Genomic DNA, 16,820 nt, shown 5'->3' with positions numbered 1-16,820 from the left:
CCCCCTAACACTTCATTGCGAATTTGTACTAAATTCAATGTTATATTTAGAATATTAAAATAATTGGGACGATCAATTGAACAAGACCTTCCTCAGCCTTTGTCTCTGCTTAAGCACTTCAATTAGCTCAGCTGATGATTTTCTGCAAACTCAAAATAGTACTCAATTTGAAGTACCTGAAATTGGCAGTGGGGTGGGATTTATTGATCAACAAAAAGAAAAAACCATTGGTGAAAAAGTTTATCGTCAAGTTCAACAGCAAATGCCAGTTCTGCAAGATCCTTGGCTGGAAGATCAGTTTATGCTGGTTTTTTCAAAAATTCTCAGTCAGACCCAGCTTTCACAGCCAGTAGGCTTGGTGGTGATCAAAGATGCTCAGATCAATGCATTTGCAGTACCTGGGGGCATGTTTGCTTTAAATAGTGGGATGATTACAGCTTCAAGTAATATGGATGAAGTTGCTAGTGTAATGGGACATGAAATTGCCCATGTCACACAACGTCATTACAGCCGTTCGCAGGAAGCATTTAAAGGTCAAGGTTTATTGGCGCTTGCAGGAATTATCGTCGGTGCTGCATTGGCGTCCAAAGCGGATGGTGATATTGGTGGTGCGGTGATGATGGGTACACAAGCTGCATTGATGGACAAGCAACTCAGTTATAGCCGAAATCAAGAACGTGAAGCTGATCGGATCGGTATGCAGTTTATGTACGGGGCTGGATATGACCCAGAAAGTATGGCTGATTTCTTTGAAACCATGCATCGTTCTACCAGTCGTTTAAGTTTTTTACCTGATTTTTGGTTAACTCATCCCTTAACAACAGAGCGTATGAGTGAAGCAAGATTAAGGGCAAATCAGTTCCCAAAAGTTCCTTTTCGTGCCCAGCAATCTGATTTTGATATTATTAAATGGTATACCGCAGTAATTTCGGGACAAGCCACTGACCGTCAATTGCTGGCTTTAGCACAATCGAATAATTTAGCGGGTTTATTGGCTTTAAGCGAATATTATTTGCTGCAAGGTGATTATGACAATGCGCAGACGCAGCTGAATTTAGCCAAGAAGGTTAACGCAGAACATACTTTGGTTACCTTGATTCAAACTGATATTTATTTAGGGCGAAATAAATTAGATGATGCCTATCAAACCATCATCAGCAAGCAAATCATAACCCCAGAAAATCGCGCATTAAGTTATAAATTAGCCGAAGTTTATATTCGACAGCAGAAACCCAAAGAAGCCGAGCAATTGGTCAATCGTTTTGTGAATAAAAATAATAAGGACATTATTGGCTGGCAATTGTTACAACAAGCGGCAAATTTAGATAAAAAGAATCCAATGCGTACAGTCAATGTGCTGAGAAATAGGGCGGAAGTTCAATATTGGTCTGGTGATGAAGAAAATGCAATTAAATCACTTTTACATGCCAAGCGTTTAGCTAAAGAAAATAATGCGATGAGTGCCCGTATCGATACACGCTTAAAGGTGATGCAAGATGAACGAAAGTTAAAAATTTAAAAGCTTGATTTAAAGAACTTAAAACTTGAGTTAAAAAACTAAAAATAATGGGTGATTTTAAATGAGCCATTAAAGAAAATTTACTTTCTATTCTTGCGTGAACAGGTTAAGCTAAAATCACTTAAAGTTATAATAAAGTATTTGATTCACATGAAGAAAATTTTAATCGCATTCAGCATTTTTTTCTATGCTCACTCAACATTTGCAGCAGTACCAGAAAGCTATGTTCGAGAAGTTGAGCGTATTTCGGCGCAATACAGTGCAGATATGAAATTTTTTTTACGTAGTCTAGATCCGAAATTGAGCCAGTTTAACCCGCAACAAGAGTCACAATTCTGTGGCATTGTTAAAAAATATGTCGATGATATGTATAAAACGACAGATGAAAATCGTCAATACCTCCCACCATCAGCGCAATCTATGACCAAACAAAATGTGATTGATAAAGTGATGTTGTCACCTGAAATGCAGTTACTTAAAAAATATAATATTCAGTGTGATTTGAAATAGGTTTATCTTTAACATCTTACATCTGAGCCACATTATTTATGGATTTTAACCAATTTCAAATTGAGAATGATCAGATTGTTCTCAACATCATTCAAGTATCTGATGCTGAAGATTTATATAGTGCAATAAAAAATAGTTTAACAGAGCTTAGAAAGTTTCCTGCAAGTTTAGTATGGGCATTGGAAGAACCTAATTTACCAGCTTCAATGGCATTTTGCCAATCTCGTTTGGTGGCGTTATTAAATAAAGAGAACTTTGTATTTATTATCCGTTTAAAAGAAACTGATGATTTTTTAGGGGTTGTTGATATCCATGCAATTGATTGGTTGCAAAATACTGCATCTATTGGGTTTTGGGGAAACTCAAAATTTAAGCAAAAAGGCTACATGTCACAAGCGCTAATACTATTTGTAAGTAGTTTATTCTCGAAATGGAATTTTTTGGGTTTAAATGCTTATGTCGATGTAGAAAATATATTGGCACGAAATTTATGTGAAAAAGCAGGGTTTTTACTTAAAGATATTCAATATCAATCTGTACAAAATCCAGTCGATGGTGGTTTTAGAGATATTTGCCATTATCAGATAGAAAATAAATGAAGTGATATTGTAGATTGACGATTTTGGGCTATTTAACAAGAAACTATTTCATTGCAAAATAATTTTTATTAAAGTTGTTAAATAGACCAAATCAAACAGAAATTCAGATTTAAGAACGTTGGGTTTAGCCAAGTTTTGCTTTAATTTTTGCAGAAACTTGTGCTGGATCGGCACGTCCGGCTATGATCGGACGTAGAGAATTCATCACCTTACCCATATCTTTCATGCTAGTTGCACCTTGCGCAGTAATAGTTTGCGCAATGAGAGAATCAAGCTCGTCCTCTGACATAGCTTCAGGTAGAAACTGAGATAACACCTCAATTTCGGCTTGTTCTTTACTAGCTAAATCTTCACGGCCTGCACCTTCAAAGGCTTTGACCGATTCTTTACGTTGTTTGATTTGCTTTTCAATGACCGCAAGAACCTGAGTATCGTCAAGCTCTATGCGCTCATCGACTTCGATTTGCTTGATTGCTGCCTGTAGACCACGAATTACCGTTAACTTACCCATTTCTTTAGCACGCATTGTTGCTTTTAAAACATCAGTTATTTGGTTTTTTAAAGTAGTCATTTATCTGTCCAGGTGAGTCAATCAATCACAAATTAATCTTAGTAAAGGCGAGTAGTACGTACTGATTCACGCGCCAATTTCTTTTGGTAGCGTTTAACAGCAGCAGCTTTTTTACGTTTACGTTCTTGAGTAGGTTTCTCGTAGAATTCACGTTTACGAACATCAGCTAAAACACCAGCTTTTTCGCATGAACGTTTGAAACGACGGATAGCTACGTCTACTGGTTCGCCTTCTTTCAATTTAACTTGTGGCATGAAGAATCCTCATTAAGTTATGGATAAGATCAGGGTCGAATTACCCTAGATCACAAGTGAAGGTCAGTATTTTACTCATTTACATCTCATACCACAAGTCTATAATAGCTTTAGCAATATTTTGAAATGGGTAAAAGGCAATTTAATGATCGTTCTGGGCTTAGAAACTTCATGTGATGAAACAGGATTAGCGCTCTATGACAATGAAGTCGGCTTAAGAGGACAGGTGTTATATAGTCAAATTAAATTGCATGCAGAGTATGGTGGTGTCGTTCCTGAGTTGGCTTCTCGTGATCATGTTCGAAAGTTAATTCCTTTGATTAATCAACTTCTTGAGCAAAGCGGTGTGAAAAAATCAGAGATCGATGCAGTGGCGTATACGCGCGGCCCTGGCTTAATGGGTGCATTGATGACAGGGGCATTATTTGGTCGCACCTTGGCTTTTGCGCTGAATAAACCCGCGATTGGCGTGCATCATATGGAAGGTCATATGCTTGCTCCATTATTATCCGAAAATCCACCTGAATTTCCGTTTGTCGCATTATTAGTGTCAGGTGGACACACTCAATTGATGGCAGCACACGCAATTGGTGAGTACGAAATTCTAGGTGAGTCGATTGACGATGCCGCTGGTGAAGCTTTTGATAAAGTCGCAAAAATGTTGAAATTACCTTATCCGGGTGGTCCAAATATTTCAAAATTGGCGGAACAAGGTGACAAAAACGCGTTTGAATTTCCACGTCCAATGTTGCATCAAGGGCTAGATTTTTCATTTAGTGGTCTAAAAACTGCTGTTTCAGTGCAGTTAAAAAAATTAGGTGAAGAACAACGTGATGCAGACGTTGCGGCTTCATTCCAAGAAGCTTTGGTGGATACTTTGGTTAAAAAGTCGATTAAAGCCTTAAAACAGTCGGGTTTAAGACGTTTGGTGATTGCGGGCGGTGTCAGTGCCAATAAACGTTTAAGAGAGCGTTTAGAAGCAGATTTAGCTAAAATTAAAGCAACGGTTTATTATGCAGAACCTGCTTTATGTACAGATAATGGCGCAATGATAGCGTTTGCAGGTTATCAGCGTTTAAAAGCTGGACAAAAAGATGGTTTATCGGTGACGACAACACCACGTTGGCCAATGACTGAATTGACTAAACCTGAATTAGTTTAAGTCTGGTATTTAACGGATTGTTAAATTTAAAAAAGAGGCGAAAGCCTCTTTTTTTATGGATTTAAAATTTAACGCGAATAAGGCTTCCACGTTTTGCTTTTGTTATCATAGTTATATTGAACCTGATCATCGTAATTTGATTCAAATTTTGTATGGCCATATTGATGACTGATGCTAAAACAATTTTTGATATTGCTATAAGTTTCATGTGTGCCAGGATGATCACCATCGAATTGCGAACCCATTAAGCATAATTTGGCGTCATTCAATCCAAATGTATATGTGGGCTTCTTTTTGACATTGCCTTCATTATCTTCCCAACCCGTGAACTGATAATTGAGTGGATAGACAATCCCTGTTTGGGTATCTATAGCAACCATTTCTAAAGAATCTGAAGTTCCCGTATTGAGTAAAATATATTTTTTATCAAAATTAGGCTGCATTGATTTAAGCGCATTTTTGTATTTGGCAAGGTTGGCTTTAGAACAATAATCGCCATTAAAATAATCACTCTGACACTCAGAAACTTTTTTAAACGTCGTCCCAGCATATGCCAATTGTAGTGATGCAGAACAAACAATCAGCGATAGGGCAAAAAATCTTTTCATTTATACTGACTTTGAATGTGTATTTATACAGTTTATCGCATTTCTTTTACTGTGGTTTATCTGATTTCATGATAGAAAATAATCAGAATATTAAAAAATGAGATTGGCATATGGACTTATTGTCTTCTGAACAGCATATCAACCCAAACAATATTGACACAGATCTTCAGCTTTATAAAAAATTTAGCCAAGGCGTGCGTTTACCTTATGAGGTTTTAAACATTCGCAATATTCCTGATGGTGCAAAACCCGGCCATTTTATCGAGGTTCGTTGTGGTGGGTTTGGTTCAGAAATTTCAGCACACCCCACAGAAAAGTATCAATTCTATGCACTTACAGATCGTGGGCCGAACACCACGTATAACGTTAATCAAGATCATGGCAAAATCTTTTTAGATCCTGACTATACCCCTAAAATTGGATTATTTGAGTTAAAAAAAGATGGAACTATTCAGAAAATAAAAGAAATTTTATTAAAAGATCCAACGGGCAGAAATATTACAGGTTTGCCTAATCAGCATTTTGGCGCAAGTAAAGAAATCGCCTATGACCAAGATGGAAAGAAATTAGCCATAGGGACAGATGAATTTGGATTGGATGCTGAAGGTTTGGTTGCACTCAAAGATGGTACTTTTTGGGTCAGTGATGAATACGGTCCTCATATTGTGCATTTTAATGCAGATGGGCTAGAAATTGATCGTATCAATGCCTATGTTTTAGATGAGCGAAGAACATCGGGTTATTTATTGCCTCAAGAATATGCCAATAGACGCCAGAATCGAGGAATGGAAGGTTTAACCATTACACCCGATCAAAAAAAGCTGGTGGGCATTATGCAATCCACCATGAGCAATCCCGATGCTTCAGTAAGCAAATCAGATCTTGTGCGTATTGTGATGATTGATTTAGAAAGCAAAGTCGTTTCTCAGTATTTGTATCAACAAGAAGGGGGTGCAAAGACCTATTCAAATACAGCAATTACAGCCTTGAGTTCCACGCAATTTCTAGTCGCAGAACGTGATGATGATTTCTATAAAGATAATCCTCAAGCATTTAAACGGATTTATAAAATCAATCTGCAACATGCCACTGATTTGGAAAAGCTAAAGCCAAGTTCAACGATTCGGCAAGATGAACAATTCGGTCTGTTGATAGCGGAACAAACCCTAGAACAATATGTGTTAACAGCAGGCTGGAGTGGTCTGGCTCAACAGGGTATCTACCCAGTAGAAAAAACCTTAGTGGTGGATTTGGTTGCGCGTTTACACTATCCGCACGATAAAATTGAAGGTCTATGGGTGATTGATGAACAGCATTTAGGGCTTCTCAATGATGATGATTATGCTTTTTCTGAAACGGATGGAGTATTGGAACAAAAGTATTTGGATCACGATAAAAATATCATTGATGGCAATACACTTTATATCCTTGATCAATTGGATTTAACAGTAGATTAAGTATTTATTCATTCAAGATAAAATTAAACCGCCAAATTAATTTGGCGGTTTAATGAATGTATTTACGATTAACTTTGTGCTGGTTTTAAACTTGATTCAAGTATTAAGCTTGATTCAGATATTAAACTAGTATTCCCAGAACATCCGTTGAATTTCTTTTGCATCTTTGGTTTTGGTCAGTGCTAAAGCAGCTAAAAGTTTTGCTTTTTGCGGATTTAAATCGTGAGCAACCACCCAACCATATTTATCATCAGGCTGTTCAGCATTACGTAACACAAAACCTTGTGGAACGCGTGAAGAACGAATGATCTGTACACCTTGTTGCTGGAGTTGGTTTAATGTCGGAACAATATAGTTGGCAACGGAACCATTACCTGTACCCGCATGAATAATGGCTTTAGCACCCGCTTTCGCATAGGCCACATAGGCATCTGGAAGCATATTGCCTGAACCATAAACGATTTGAACGATTGGTAACGCATCACCCTGAATGTTTTCAATATTAAACTCAGAGCTATTGTTAAAACGTTTTGCAACGTTTCTAAACCAATAAGGTTTACCTTCAACCAGTGTACCTAAAGCACCCCATTGGCTGACAAAAGCATCGGTATGAATATTGATGGTCTTTGACACATCACGTGCTGCAAAAATATCATCATTCATTAACACAAAAACGCCTTTGCCTTTGGCACTGTCTGCGGCAGCAAGCGCAACAGCACTATAAAGGTTCAAAGGGCCGTCAGCTGAAAGCGCTGAAGGTGGACGCATAGAACCAACAACGACAATTGGTTTATCTGTATGAACTGTAAGACTTAGAAAATAAGCAGTTTCTTCTAAAGTATCTGTACCATGGGTAATCACCACGCCATTCACATCAGGCTTTTTAACCAATTCATTTACTTTACGTGCAATGGTTAAAAGCTCTTTGTCAGTGATGCTTTCTGAAGCAACCTGTAAAGCCTGTACGCCTGTAACATTGGCAAGATTTTGAATTTGCGGAACTGCATTCAACAAATCATCTACAGGAACTTTCGCAGCAGTATATGTTGCGCTATTTGTAGAACTTGCTCCAGCACCCGCGATCGTACCGCCAGTTGCGACGACAACGACATTATTTTTTGCATAACTCGTAAAGGGTAAAAGCATGCCAATTGCAAGTGTAAGTGCAGTAACCGTCTTTTTCATAAACTATCCTTTTCAATCATTGTTCTGGTCATAAGCATTTTTTGTACCAGTTTTTAAATCTATATAAATACTGAGCTGTTGCCCATACTTATTTAAAAATGTAATTTTTCAAATAATCACTCAAATTTATAGTTACATACTATTAAAACTGGATAAAGTGCTTGCCAGTGCGTTTTTTCAGCATTCAATGAAGATGTTGTGCAATATAACGTCAATGACTAAGTTTTTAGTTGTACAGATGAATTGAGCAATTAAAAAAGGCATTCAATTTTGAATGCCTTTTTGAGCTTATCTTTACTTTATAAAGATTAACGCATTTTTGCCAAGAAACGACTTAAGCGGTTCATTGCTTCACGTAATTCATTTTCTGCAGGAAGGAATACCACACGGAAATGATCAGGTGTAGGCCAGTTAAAACCTGTTCCTTGAACCAGTAAAACTTTTTCAGCTTTGAGGAAATCTAACATGAATTTTTCATCATCTTCAATTGGATAGATTTCAGGATCCAGCCTAGGGAAACAATACATTGCACCTTCTGGTTTTACGCACGACACGCCAGGAATATCGTTAAGCATTTCCCAAGCAATATTGCGTTGTTCATATAAACGACCACCTGGGCGGATCAAATCATTAATTGATTGATAGCCACCTAAAGCGGTTTGAATCGCATATTGGGCTTGGTGGTTGGCACATAAACGCATAGAGGCAAGCATGTCCAAGCCTTCAATGTAATCCATTGCACGTGACTTATCACCCGTAATCGCCATCCAACCAGAACGGTAACCTGCAATACGATAGGCTTTAGATAAACCATTAAAAGAAACACATAAATGGTTTCCTGCTAATGCTGCAACAGAGACATGTTCGATACCGTCATAAACAATTTTGTCGTAAATTTCATCTGCAAATAAAATTAGATCATGTTTTTTTGCCAATGCAACAATCTGTTCTAAAACATGGCGCGGATAGACTGAACCCGTTGGATTGTTTGGATTAATCACCACAATACCACGAGTATTTGGGGTGATTTTACTTTCCATATCCGCCATATCAGGATACCAGTAGTTTTGGTCATCACATTTATAGTGAATCGCTGTACCACCTGATAAATTTACGGCTGCCGTCCATAATGGGTAATCCGGCATTGGAACCAGCATTTCATCGCCATCATCCAATAAACCTTGCATCGCCATAACGATCAGTTCAGATACACCATTCCCGATATACACATCTTTAACATGTAAATCCAAGATACCTTTTTGCTGATAATACTGACAGATGGCTTTACGCGCAGGGAAGATCCCTTTTGAATCTGTATAACCGACAGCATTAGGCAAATTTAAAGCCACATCATTGATAATTTCTTGAGGGGCTTCAAAGCCGAACGGGGCGGGGTTACCGATATTTAATTTAATAATTTTATGACCGGCTTCTTCCATCTCATTGGCCGCTCGTAACACTGGTCCACGAATGTCGTAGCAAACATGCTCTAGCTTTGACGATTTCTTGATTTCACGTGGGGTTGTGTTACCTAAAACGGACATAATTTTATCCAATTATTTTGAGTTAAAAAAATAGATTACTGAAATATCACAATCTATGTTGAAATTTAGCTAGAAATTTTCCAAGCTCTAGCGTAAATATGGAAGTACTGAAGCATGACATTGAATGTCAAAGATTTAAAGGAGTTTAATGATGGGAAAACTCAATAAAACAGACCGAGAATGGCAAAGAGAGTTATCACCAGAGGAATTTAAAATCACTCGACAAAAGGGCACAGAAGCTGCCTTTACTGGAAAGTATTGGAATTCCAAGCAGCATGGAACCTATGTATGTCGATGTTGTGGGGAAGAATTATTCTCTTCAGAAACCAAATATGACAGTGGTTGTGGTTGGCCGAGCTTTTTTAAACCGATCAATAATACTGTTATAGAAGAACAAGATGATCATTCACATGGTATGGAACGTGTAGAAATTATATGCCATCATTGCGACGCTCATTTGGGGCATGTATTTGAAGATGGACCACAACCAACGGGCTTACGCTACTGCGTAAATTCCGCTTCTTTAGAATTAAAATCACAAGAAAAAGGCGACGAGGAAACGTATCCATGACCAACATTTATCAGTTTGAGGCTGAGCTGTTAGAGGGTGAAAATAAATCTTTTTCTGATTATGAAGGAAAAGTTTTATTGATTGTAAATACTGCAAGTAAATGTGGCTTTACTCCACAATTTGCAGGATTAGAAAAGGTTTACGAGAAATATAAAGACCAAGGTCTTGAAGTTTTAGGATTTCCTTGTAACCAGTTCGGTGGACAAGACCCCGGTACAAATGAGCAAATCGGCACTTATTGCCAACGCAATTATGGTGTTTCTTTTCCAATGTTCGCTAAAGTGAATGTAAAAGGACCTGAAGCGCATGTGATATTCCGTTATTTAACCAATAACAGTAAGGGCATACTCGGCAGTGGCATTAAGTGGAATTTCACCAAATTCTTAATAAATAAGAAAGGTGAAGTGATTAACCGCTATGCACCAACCACGAAGCCTGAGGATATAGAACAGGATATTGAAAAAGCTTTAGCAGAATAACCTGTTGTACAGACCAAAATAAGACTGAGGATATGATGCAATTAGACACTGCAGTTGAATTTTGGACTGATCCGCAAATGCCCTATGTCGAAACACGTAGGGCATGTCAAAGCCGTATTTGCTATAGATCACATAGCCATCCGACCTTTTCGATTGGTGCTGTGGATTGTGGAATAAGTCGCTTTAGTAGCTATTTTGCCAGTGAAGAGCAAATTCAAACAGGAAGCGTAGTAATCATTCCTGCTGAGGTGGAACACGCATGTAATCCACTGGAAAATCAAGCATGGAGTTATCAAATGATGCATCTAGATGCACATTGGGTTGCTCAACTTTTTTCAGAATTAGTCAAAGATATTGAGCAGCTTTATCCCCATCATATTCCGTTGCTAAAACCACAAATTTTAACAAACCCACATATATACCAAGCATTTACGCAGTTAAATCAGCTGTTATTTGATCCAACCATATCGATTTTATTCAAACAACAACAATTAATTGAAGTCCTGAGTGAAATATTATTGCCCAATTTTGAATTTACGTTATTAAAGCAGTCTGATTATTTTCAAAAGCATTTGGGTGCAATGATTGATGATATGAATCACAGTAAACAGATGCTTTCTTTAGAAGATCTCAGTCAAAGTCTAGGGATTAGTCGTTATGCCATTATTCGCTTGTTTAAAAATAATTTTGGCTTAACACCACATGCGTATCAATTAAATCAAAAAATAAATATAGCCAGAAAGCGTTTGAAGTCTGGAGAAGCAATTATTCAAGTTGCACATGATTTGGGATTTACAGACCAAAGTCATTTTCATCATGTGTTTAAATCGCATACTGGAATCACACCGAAGCAGTTTCAAGCTCAGTTTGTCATGCTCTAACTGCGCAATTATCTACAAGATAATAGGTTCTAAAAATATTTAAGCTTATCTAAATATTTTTTGGATCGAGTAATGCAACTGTTCATTATTGTGATTGTCACCCATTTCATTGCTTTGCTTTCACCGGGCCCTGATTTTTTTCTTATTTTAACTTCGTTGTTTCGAAATGGACCACATGCAGCGAGGGCTGTTTGCTTAGGGATCGTCTTGGGAAATGTTGCCGTGATTGGTCTTATTTTGAGCTCATTGTTTTTTCTTGGCAAACTCGATGATGAAATTTTAAAGCTGGTAAAATGGGGCTGTATTGCTTATTTAAGTTATTTGTCTTATCGGTGTTTCATATTTGCACAACAAGCTAAGCTAATAGGGGATTATCATCTAGAACACCAAAATAAACCAACCTTTGCATGGATAAAATATGTCTTACTGGGGGTACAGTCGAGTTTATTAAATCCTAAAAATATTCTATTTTATAGCAGTATTATTATGGCAATTTATCAACACTATAATTTTGTTCAACTGACTTTAATCTGTCTGTGGATGGTGAATGTAGTTTTGATCTGGAACTTGTTTCTGGTGCGATTGATGACTCAAAATAAAGCTATGCATTGGTTTAAAACCAAAATCAAATATATTTATTATCTTTCATCCTTATGCTTTGGCTTATTTGCTGCGGCTTTGTTGCTGAATTAATCAAATAAAATTAGCTCAAATAAAAAAATGCCTATCTAATAAAGATCTAGATAGGCATTTTCTTTTACATTATGTTGTCATCTGATTCAATTTTAAAAATCAAGAATGAGATACGCTTGCTTCGTTCGATTTATTGGTTTTATTGCGCTTAAATAACATGTTGTGAATATCATCAATAAAAGTATACACAACAGGAATAACCAATAATGATAAAAAGGTACTGGTAATCAGTCCACCAATTACAGAGATTGCCATCGGTGCTCTAAAACTTGGATCTGTACCAATCCCCAATGCGATTGGCAACATGCCTGCACCCATCGCTAAAGTGGTCATAATAATGGGCCGTGCACGCTTATGGCAGGCATCTAAGAGCGCATTCATACGTGAATACTGCCGTTCATTACGGGCGATAATTGCATAATCGACCAAAAGAATCGAGTTTTTACTGGCAATTCCCATCAACATGATTAAGCCAATCAAACTTGGCATCGAAAAACTACTTTTTGCTAAAAGCAGTAGCACAAACGCACCACCCAGTGCCAAAGGCAATGCCACTAAAATGGTGATCGGTTGTAAGAAGTCTTTAAACAGGAGCACCAAGACCACATAGATACACAATACGCCTGTTAGCATAGCTAAACCAAAGCTTGCAAAGAGCTGTTCCATCACATCGGCATCACCCAGATTGGTACGTTTTACTGTCGGAGGTAAGTTTTTGATGGTTGGAAGTTTATCTACAGCAGCCGCAACATCGCCTAAAGGCTGATCATTGAGCTCAATATTAAAGTTGATGTTACGTAAACGGTTAAAACGGTCAATTTGTGAAGGACCACTTTCAATATTGACTTGTGCAATGGTGCCTAACATCACTGGACCTTTACTACCAGTAATCATCAAGCGTTTAATCAGATCTTGGTCTTGACGTGCAGACAATGGCAGTTTGATGACAATCGGAATTTGTCGTTGCGAAAGGTTTAATTTTGCCAAGTTCTGATCAAAATCTCCCGCCGTGGCAATACGCACAGTTTCAGCGATATTTTGTGTGGTAATGCCTAAATCCGCAGCTTTTGCAAAGTCAGGGCGAATCACCAATTCAGGGCGAATCAATGCTGCGCTTGAGGTAATACTACCAATATTTGGAATAGTACGGATTTCTCGTTCTACTTGACGTGCTGTCGTGATTAATACATCAGGGTCATCACCTGACAGCGCAATTTGGTATTGGCTGTTATTGCCTGCAATACCGACTTGAATTCGTGCACCAGGCAGTGGAGCTAAACGTTGGCGTAAGTCATTTTCAATTTTTTGCAAACTCGCAGCGCGGTCTGAACGTGCTGTGACTTGAATGGTTAAGGTTGCTTTTCTTGGTTCACTTGATGCACCACCCGCAAAAGGATCTGTACCTGCTGAACCACCACCAATCGTGGTATAGACACTTTTAATTTCAGGATGATCTTTAATTAAACTACGGGCGTATTCTGCTGCTTTTAAGGTGTCTGGAAATTGTGAACCTGGTGGAAGCTCAACACGCACTTGGGTCTGCCCAGTGTCAGGTGGTGGAACAAAGCCCGTAGGGAGTAAAGGGATGAGCATGAGAGACGCAATAAAAAATATGATGGCACTGCTTAAGGTGATCCAACGATGATTTAAACACCACGTGACCATCCGCATATATGCGCGCATCACCCGACCATCTTTGGCACGATCATGTTGAAGTTCAAGATCACCATGATCTTTGATTGGTTGGCTTTGATCATCTAATACTTGATTGTCATGATGACTTTCAACTTTACCAACCCAAGGTTTAAGTATATAGGCTGACATCATAGGCGTCAGTAAGCGTGCCACCAAGAGTGAGGCAAAAATAGCCAAAGCCGCTGTCCAGCCAAATTGCACAAAGAATTTACCTGCAATACCACTCATAAAGGCAGTGGGTAAGAACACTGCAATCAAGGTGAAAGTGGTGGCAATCACGGCTAAACCAATTTCATCGGCTGCCTCCATGGCCGCTTCATAAGGTGTTTTCCCCATTCGAAGATGCCGGATGATATTTTCAATTTCTACAATGGCATCATCAACCAGTATTCCCACAACCAACGACATGGCTAACAGTGTGACAATATTTAAAGTAAAACCTAAGTAATACATGCCAATTAGGGCAGGTAGAATGGACAAAGGCAGGGCAGTAGCCGCAATGATCGTGGCACGCCAATCTCGTAAAAATAACCAAACCACCAAGATTGCAAGAAGTGCGCCTTCATACAGCAAGGACATTGAGCCTTTATAGTTATCAACCACAGGATTTACAAAGTTAAATGCTTCAGTGATTTTAATATCAGGATGCGCCGCTTTTAATGTTTCAAGTGCCTCTTTTACTCCGATTTCAACATCAACTTCACTTGCACCTTTACTGCGAGTAATTTCAAAGCCAATCACAGGGTGGCCATTTAACAGTGCAGCAGAACGTCGTTCAGCAATGCCGTCGCGAATGCTAGCAACTTGATCCAGCCGAATATGGCGACCATCACTCAAGGCAATATCCATTGCTGCAATTTCAGCAGCAGTTTTAACTGTGGCAATGGTACGAATAGACTGTTCACTGCCGCCTATTTTGGTTTGTCCGCCAGATGCATCTTGTTGAACAAGGCGTAATTGTCGGGTGATGTCTGTTGCTGTGGCATTTAATGCTAAGAGTTTTTCAGGATCTAATTCAACATCAACTTGACGCGTGACGCCGCCTACACGAGAAACCGCACCAACGCCTTTGACTTTTAACATTGCACGTGCAACATCGTAATCCACAAACCAAGACAACGCTTCCTCATCCATACGAGGGGACTGAATGGTATAGGTGAGAATTGGTGAACCTGAAAGGTTGATTTTACTGACAATTGGATCACGAAGATCTGCAGGTAAATCTGAGCGCACTTGTGAAACCGCGTTACGGACATCATCAACAGCTTCTTGCAGTGGTTTTTCCAGTTGAAACTCTGCAGTTACGGTGACTACACCATCTTGGATATTGGTATATTGATTTTTAAGTCCCTGTAAAGTTGCAATCGAGTTCTCAATTTTACGTGCAACTTCTGTTTCCAGTTGCGGCGGTGCTGCACCGGGTAAAGCCGCTGTGACCGTGACCATTGGTAATTCAATATCGGGAAATTGTTGTATTTTCATCCAATGGAAACACATCAAACCCGCTAAACCAAGCATGATAAAAAGCAAGATACCGGGAATCGGATTTTTAATCGACCAAGCGGAGAAATTCATGTTATTTCTCCTGCGTGCTAACAAGTTGTTTGGTCAATGGTGTATCTGGAATCGCTTGCCCACGTTTGATTAAATCACCATCTGACAAGAATCCTGTTCCAGATGCAACCAGTTGAGTGTTTGCTGCTAAATCAACAATTTCAACACGATCATTTAAACGTCGACCAAGTGTGACTTTCTGTTGAGTTACTCGATTATCTTTATTGACAATAAACACATAAGAGAAACCATCACGTAAAAGTACTGCGGTTTGAGGCACTGTTAGTGCTGGCTTTTCGCCTAGATCAAACTCACCTTTGACAAACATACCCATACGAACAGCATCAGTGGTAGGTATATCCACATAGACCAAGCCATAACGTGTTTGCGGGTCAATGACTGGTGCAATCATCCGAACGCTACCTGAAACGGCTGAACGGCTAGGATCAGGTGAGGTGATATGCGCTGTCATGCCTTTTTTAAGTTTATATAAGTCTGTCGAGGTTACTTCGGCACGCCATTCCAAACGGTTATCACGGATCAAGCGGAACAGTTCTTGTCCCGTTTGTGCCAATGAGCCAACTGTTGCTGTACGTGCTGAAATAACCCCATGATCGGGTGCAATCACTTGGGTTTGTGTTAAACGAAGCTGATTACTGTCAATTTGGGCTTTGGCAGCATCTAAACGGGCTTGTGCTGTACTTTGAGAAGTCAGGTATTTTGTCGCTTCTTGTTGTGAAATTGCACCAGTATTTTTGAGTTGTTGAATACGTTGATTATTGATACTGGCATCAGCTAGCACAGCTTTCGCTTCTGCATAATTGGCCTTTGCTGTCGCCAATTCAGCGCGAATACTTTCACTGTTAATTTCAGCTAAAACTTGCCCACGTTGTACGCTATCTCCAACGTTGACATTGACTTTGGTAATTCGTTGCCCTGAAAGTTCACTGCCAATCACCACTTCTTGCCATGCAGCAATATTGCCATTGGCTGTAAAGTTTTGCTTCCAGTTGTGTAGCTCGGGTTGTATCACCGTTACAGTCAGTGCTGGTTTTGCGCTAGAAGCGGATGTTGCTGCATTTTCTGGAGAAGGCTGCTTTTTATTTGAAGATTTCCATCCAATAAAAGCCACGATTAGCACAATAAAAATAATTGCAATAATGATCCCGAGTTTTGAGTTTATGCGTTTTTTTTTCATTGGGTCATGCGATTTCATTTTAGTTTTTTAAATGAGTAGAGATAAGTTGAGTATCTCTAAAGGCTCTATGTTTGGTCAAGTTGCAATACAGTGCTTAATGTGATTTTTTGAAAGTTAAGCGGTTAAATTTTGCTATAGAGAGGTCGTTGAACTTAGTAACATTTATTGTTTTAAAACCCTGATTATTAGATCACTTGAATCAATAAAATTATTTATATGTTTTTAATATAGAAACCATCAAGATCAGCATAATTTTGTATAAAAACTACAAGACTACGCTTAATTTATAATATTTTTTAATAAATAAATACCATGAGATATTGTTTTTTTATTTAAAAAA

The 16,820-nt window shown here is 38.6% G+C and carries 16 protein-coding genes; 9 read left to right on the top strand and 7 right to left on the bottom strand.

From position 1 onward, the window contains the following. Window positions 1-121: 121 nt before the first annotated feature. From FHR28_RS11075 to FHR28_RS11065, 3 genes are all read left to right on the top strand, one after another. Window positions 122-1,519: a M48 family metalloprotease gene (locus FHR28_RS11075; RefSeq protein WP_228722806.1), complete on the top strand. Its 1,398-nt coding sequence runs from the start codon at window positions 122-124 to the stop codon at window positions 1,517-1,519. A gap of 150 nt (window positions 1,520-1,669) precedes the next feature. Continuing rightward, window positions 1,670-2,029, top strand: a complete 360-nt coding sequence (locus FHR28_RS11070; protein WP_105712807.1) for a hypothetical protein — start codon at window positions 1,670-1,672, stop codon at window positions 2,027-2,029. 38 nt (window positions 2,030-2,067) lie between these two features. Continuing rightward, the gene (locus FHR28_RS11065) at window positions 2,068-2,628 is read left to right on the top strand and encodes a GNAT family N-acetyltransferase (RefSeq protein WP_154130194.1); all 561 of its coding nucleotides are present in this window, start codon (window positions 2,068-2,070) and stop codon (window positions 2,626-2,628) included. A gap of 124 nt (window positions 2,629-2,752) precedes the next feature. Here the strand turns inward: FHR28_RS11065 and FHR28_RS11060 are convergent, their stop codons facing one another. Both FHR28_RS11060 and rpsU read right to left on the bottom strand, forming a co-directional pair. After that, the gene (locus FHR28_RS11060) at window positions 2,753-3,199 is read right to left on the bottom strand and encodes a GatB/YqeY domain-containing protein (RefSeq protein WP_004720970.1); all 447 of its coding nucleotides are present in this window, start codon (window positions 3,197-3,199) and stop codon (window positions 2,753-2,755) included. A gap of 38 nt (window positions 3,200-3,237) precedes the next feature. After that, window positions 3,238-3,453, bottom strand: coding sequence for a 30S ribosomal protein S21 (gene rpsU / locus FHR28_RS11055; protein WP_001136722.1), 216 nt, complete (start codon window positions 3,451-3,453; stop codon window positions 3,238-3,240). 145 nt (window positions 3,454-3,598) lie between these two features. Between rpsU and tsaD the strand changes: the two genes are divergently transcribed. Beyond that, window positions 3,599-4,615, top strand: a complete 1,017-nt coding sequence (gene tsaD / locus FHR28_RS11050) for a tRNA (adenosine(37)-N6)-threonylcarbamoyltransferase complex transferase subunit TsaD (protein WP_105712805.1) — start codon at window positions 3,599-3,601, stop codon at window positions 4,613-4,615. 68 nt (window positions 4,616-4,683) lie between these two features. Here tsaD and FHR28_RS11045 read toward each other — a convergent pair whose 3' ends face one another. After that, window positions 4,684-5,223 carry a hypothetical protein gene (locus tag FHR28_RS11045; RefSeq protein WP_105712804.1) on the bottom strand — a complete coding sequence of 180 codons (540 nt, stop codon included), beginning with the start codon at window positions 5,221-5,223 and terminating at the stop codon, window positions 4,684-4,686. A 110-nt stretch (window positions 5,224-5,333) separates the two neighbouring features. Here FHR28_RS11045 and FHR28_RS11040 point away from each other — a divergent pair, with 110 nt between their 5' ends. Continuing rightward, entirely contained in the window at window positions 5,334-6,680 is a 1,347-nt protein-coding gene (locus FHR28_RS11040; protein WP_105712803.1) for an esterase-like activity of phytase family protein, read from the top strand. Between the two features lie 126 nt (window positions 6,681-6,806). Here the strand turns inward: FHR28_RS11040 and FHR28_RS11035 are convergent, their stop codons facing one another. Together FHR28_RS11035 and FHR28_RS11030 are read right to left on the bottom strand one after the other, a co-directional pair. Further along, entirely contained in the window at window positions 6,807-7,865 is a 1,059-nt protein-coding gene (locus tag FHR28_RS11035; protein WP_004720964.1) for a type II asparaginase, read from the bottom strand. Window positions 7,866-8,173: 308 nt separating this feature from the next. Further along, a complete protein-coding gene (locus FHR28_RS11030; RefSeq protein WP_004720962.1) occupies window positions 8,174-9,409 on the bottom strand; it encodes a pyridoxal phosphate-dependent aminotransferase in 1,236 nt (411 codons plus the stop codon). A gap of 151 nt (window positions 9,410-9,560) precedes the next feature. Here FHR28_RS11030 and msrB point away from each other — a divergent pair, with 151 nt between their 5' ends. The 4 genes from msrB (at window position 9,561) to FHR28_RS11010 (ending at window position 12,033) form a co-directional block, all read left to right on the top strand. Next, window positions 9,561-9,980 carry a peptide-methionine (R)-S-oxide reductase MsrB gene (gene msrB, locus FHR28_RS11025; RefSeq protein ID WP_004821128.1) on the top strand — a complete coding sequence of 140 codons (420 nt, stop codon included), beginning with the start codon at window positions 9,561-9,563 and terminating at the stop codon, window positions 9,978-9,980. Next, window positions 9,977-10,459 carry a glutathione peroxidase gene (locus tag FHR28_RS11020; protein WP_004720960.1) on the top strand — a complete coding sequence of 161 codons (483 nt, stop codon included), beginning with the start codon at window positions 9,977-9,979 and terminating at the stop codon, window positions 10,457-10,459. Before msrB ends, FHR28_RS11020 begins: the two co-directional genes overlap by 4 nt. Window positions 10,460-10,494: 35 nt before the next feature. Beyond that, window positions 10,495-11,340: an AraC family transcriptional regulator gene (locus FHR28_RS11015; protein WP_166782803.1), complete on the top strand. Its 846-nt coding sequence runs from the start codon at window positions 10,495-10,497 to the stop codon at window positions 11,338-11,340. Window positions 11,341-11,412: 72 nt separating this feature from the next. Next, window positions 11,413-12,033: a LysE family translocator gene (locus FHR28_RS11010; protein ID WP_166782584.1), complete on the top strand. Its 621-nt coding sequence runs from the start codon at window positions 11,413-11,415 to the stop codon at window positions 12,031-12,033. A 99-nt stretch (window positions 12,034-12,132) separates the two neighbouring features. Here FHR28_RS11010 and FHR28_RS11005 read toward each other — a convergent pair whose 3' ends face one another. Continuing rightward, window positions 12,133-15,303 carry an efflux RND transporter permease subunit gene (locus tag FHR28_RS11005; RefSeq protein WP_166782583.1) on the bottom strand — a complete coding sequence of 1,057 codons (3,171 nt, stop codon included), beginning with the start codon at window positions 15,301-15,303 and terminating at the stop codon, window positions 12,133-12,135. Window position 15,304: 1 nt separating this feature from the next. Beyond that, the gene (locus tag FHR28_RS11000; RefSeq protein ID WP_171527315.1) at window positions 15,305-16,498 is read right to left on the bottom strand and encodes an efflux RND transporter periplasmic adaptor subunit; all 1,194 of its coding nucleotides are present in this window, start codon (window positions 16,496-16,498) and stop codon (window positions 15,305-15,307) included. Between the last annotated feature and the right edge of the window lie 322 nt (window positions 16,499-16,820).

The sequence above is a fragment of the Acinetobacter sp. BIGb0196 genome, from assembly GCF_011759595.1.
Lineage (GTDB): Bacteria > Pseudomonadota > Gammaproteobacteria > Pseudomonadales > Moraxellaceae > Acinetobacter > Acinetobacter guillouiae.
This window is presented reverse-complemented; position numbering and strand designations above follow the sequence as displayed.